Source organism: Mesorhizobium sp. M7D.F.Ca.US.004.03.1.1, assembly GCF_003998635.1.
GTDB classification, from domain to species: Bacteria; Pseudomonadota; Alphaproteobacteria; order Rhizobiales; family Rhizobiaceae; genus Mesorhizobium; species Mesorhizobium loti.
Genome location: NZ_RZQG01000797.1, coordinates 1 through 2772, shown reverse-complemented (window position 1 = coordinate 2772; position 2772 = coordinate 1). Strand labels below are relative to the sequence as shown.

Here is a 2772-nt window from a genome sequence, read left to right as displayed (position 1 = left end):
GGCACGCGGTGGCGCCGCCACCGCCTTGAAAACAAAGACGCATGCAGCGGCAAATGCCGGTGGATTGCCGCGGCATCTCCCAGACTCCAGAAACCAGATGGAAAAAGCTGCCGCTTTTTCCCCGGACAACGCGAAGCGTTTGTCCTCCGAAAATGCGCAGCATTTTTCGCTGGGCAATGCGAAGCCTGCGGATTTCTCCCCGGCAGGCAAAAACAAAACGGCTCCCGTTTTTTCGGGAAGAAAGCCCGGCTGGCATCAGCCGAAAACCCACACCGACGCCGCCAACGCCATCATTGAGGAGATACGCAGACATGACTGCAGCCGAATTGCAGCAGGCGACCAAGGCGTTGGCCGCGATGTTCTCATGCTTCCCGCAATCCGCGCTGACTGACGTCGACATGCAGATGCGCGGCTATCTCAGCGCCGTGCAGGATGCCGAGCTGACCGACGTGCAGAGCGCCATCCAGCGCTTCATGCGCGGCGAGGTGAAAACCGGCAACGCCCAGTTCTGCCCCTCCAGCGCGCAACTCTGCATCGAACTGCGCGAACGCCGCGCGATACGAGAGCTGCTGGCGCGACGGGCGGCGGGCACGCTGGGGCCTGCTGCCATCAAGAGGAGCTAGACCCCCTCGTCCGGCCGCTTCGCGGCCACTTTTGCTGGGGCGAGTCACCTGCCTCGCCCGTCCTTCGGACCCCCGTGGGGGAGAAGAGGAAGGCGCCGGCGCTGCAAGTCTCCTCTCCCCTCGGGGAGACGGTGGCCGAGCGAAGCGGAGGCCGGGTGAGGGGGAGTTACACGGCCAGTTATCAGCCAACGCCCGACCCAACACCCCAACCAGGAGCCATCCATGCCCAGGAAAACCAAATCCGCCAAACCACAGGCGCCGAAACTGCCCAAGGGCGAGGCCGAGCAGGTACGTATCCGGCGCGAGGTCGGCCATGATTTCGCGCTCAGGGACGACGCCTTCGGCCGCAAGCGGCTGGCCGCCGGCACTTCTGAGGCAAGCCGCGTCTACGAAGTGTCTAATGACGGCTTCACATCCACAGGCGGCATCGTGCGGGTGCGCACTATCGACCCGCTCATCGGCATCACCTCGCTGTCGCGCCAGCAGCGCGAGGCCGGCCTGCGCTACCGCGGGGATTTCCGCTGCAGCCAGCAGGCTGATGTCAAGCCGATGCGCTGGACCGAGCGCATCGACGGCGGCCGCCACGGCGGCGGCATCGCCGACAGCGTGCTGGACGCCGGCCGCGCGCACGCCGCCGCCACCAAGGCGCTAGGCCATTGGGAAGTGGCTGCCGTGGTGCGACAAGTCTGCTGCGCGGAAGGCTCGATCAAGGGCGTGGCGGAACAGACCGGAGAGGGTCGCGATGTGGTGACGAAGCTGCTGAAGGTCGGGCTGGATCTGCTGGCGGTGCATTATGGGATGATGATGGGGCGGCGGTGAGGGGCGCAATGATCCGACCGGCGATGCCGGCCGGATCATGATTTCATACGATCAGCTTATCGGCAGACGCGGATTTCCTCAGTGATCCTGTGGTGGTAGCGCCAGTGCGTGACCAGTTCCACGTGGCAACGGTGGTGCCGGTGGAAATAACGCGGCCTGTAGCCGTTGTCGTAGGCGTCGTAGGGGCTATAGACGTAGCGGCCGCCATAATCCCCATAACCATCGTAATAGTCGTTACCGTAGTAGTCGTTATAGCCGCCGATGCCGATAAAGACATGACTGCGGGCATCCGCGGGGGCGATCATCGCCGCCGCCGAAGCAATGGCGATAACCGAAACAAGCAGGAGCTTCTTCATAGCTACCTCCTTTTCAAGGTTGACCTAATATAACCCCTAAGATGCGGCCTCGTTCCACAGATTCGTAAGACAAAGGATGCGGATACCGGCGCGCGAGAGTCCTGGGCCGCGCAATGGGGTGGCTGGCGTGGTGCGACAAGTCTGCTGCGCCGCTTCTCACCCCTAAAACAGCGCCCGCTCCAACGGCCCTTCCAGCGTCTCCGCAAACGCCGTCGCCAGATGGTGCCTGTCGCGGAAAGCTAGCTTGCCGCCGATGACGACGTGGCAGGCGGTGGGGCCACAGAAGTGGTTGGTGAGGTCGACATAGCGCGTGTCGGGCACGCTTGCCACGACCGCGCGCTCGGCGGCGGCGGTGCTGTCGTTGGCGGCGTTCGCCCTTGGTGTGTCGCAGTGCGGCGAGGGTGCCTCGCGCCACCACAGCGCGCGCGCCACGCAGGAGTCGGCGAAGCTGTCGTTGATCGGTGTGTCGCGAATCACGGCCGTCTCGACACCGGCCCGACTGAAGGCCTGCAAGGTCGAGCGCAGGCCGGCCTGCCAGCGCGCGGTCTCGGCTCTGCGGCCGGCGGTGGGCATATCGCGCGTCAGGTTGCCGATGGAGAATTCCGAGATCACCACTAGGCGCGGCTTGGCGCGGATGATGTCTGCTATCGCTTGCTCGCGCCAGGCGTCGCATTCGGTGTAGTCGCGCTTCAGCACCGTGTTGAAGGTGGAGAGCCGCGAGGCGCGGCATGATGATTTGAGGTAGGTGACCACCTTGGTGTCGTTGCGCTTGGCCGCTTCGATCAGCGGCGTCGACCAGTGGTCGGCATGCGAATCGCCGAACAGCACGACGGTATGGGCGGCATCCGCGGCGCCGAACACGCAGGGTTTTGGCGTCACCGTGTGGAAGTCGAGCAGGCAGCTCTTGTCGACGGCACGCGCGATGGAAGGTTTTTCGGCTGCCTGCTCGATGCCGCGCTGCTCGGAGCCGATGT

5 protein-coding genes are annotated in these 2772 nt (G+C 64.5%); 2 read left to right on the top strand and 3 right to left on the bottom strand.

What is annotated here, in order from left to right; translation table 11 throughout:
* Positions 1–313 (bottom strand): hypothetical protein (locus tag EN935_RS40985; RefSeq protein ID WP_164771450.1); only part of this gene is annotated, 313 nt, incomplete at its 3' end.
* Here EN935_RS40985 and EN935_RS29995 point away from each other — a divergent pair.
* Together EN935_RS29995 and EN935_RS29990 are read left to right on the top strand one after the other, a co-directional pair.
* Complete coding sequence (locus tag EN935_RS29995) at positions 312–623, top strand: hypothetical protein (RefSeq protein WP_126069873.1); 312 nt, start codon at positions 312–314, stop codon at positions 621–623. The genes EN935_RS40985 and EN935_RS29995 overlap by 2 nt on opposite strands.
* 222 nt (positions 624–845) lie before the next feature.
* The gene (locus EN935_RS29990) at positions 846–1442 is read left to right on the top strand and encodes a DUF6456 domain-containing protein (RefSeq protein ID WP_127265188.1); all 597 of its coding nucleotides are present in this window, start codon (positions 846–848) and stop codon (positions 1440–1442) included.
* A 56-nt stretch (positions 1443–1498) separates the two neighbouring features.
* On the opposite strand, the gene EN935_RS29985 is transcribed toward EN935_RS29990, so the two are convergent.
* A complete protein-coding gene (locus EN935_RS29985; RefSeq protein WP_109660461.1) occupies positions 1499–1798 on the bottom strand; it encodes a hypothetical protein in 300 nt (99 codons plus the stop codon).
* A 162-nt stretch (positions 1799–1960) separates the two neighbouring features.
* Positions 1961–2772, bottom strand: an 812-nt coding sequence (locus EN935_RS29980) for an SGNH hydrolase domain-containing protein (RefSeq protein ID WP_281040367.1), incomplete at its 5' end; no start/stop codon positions are given.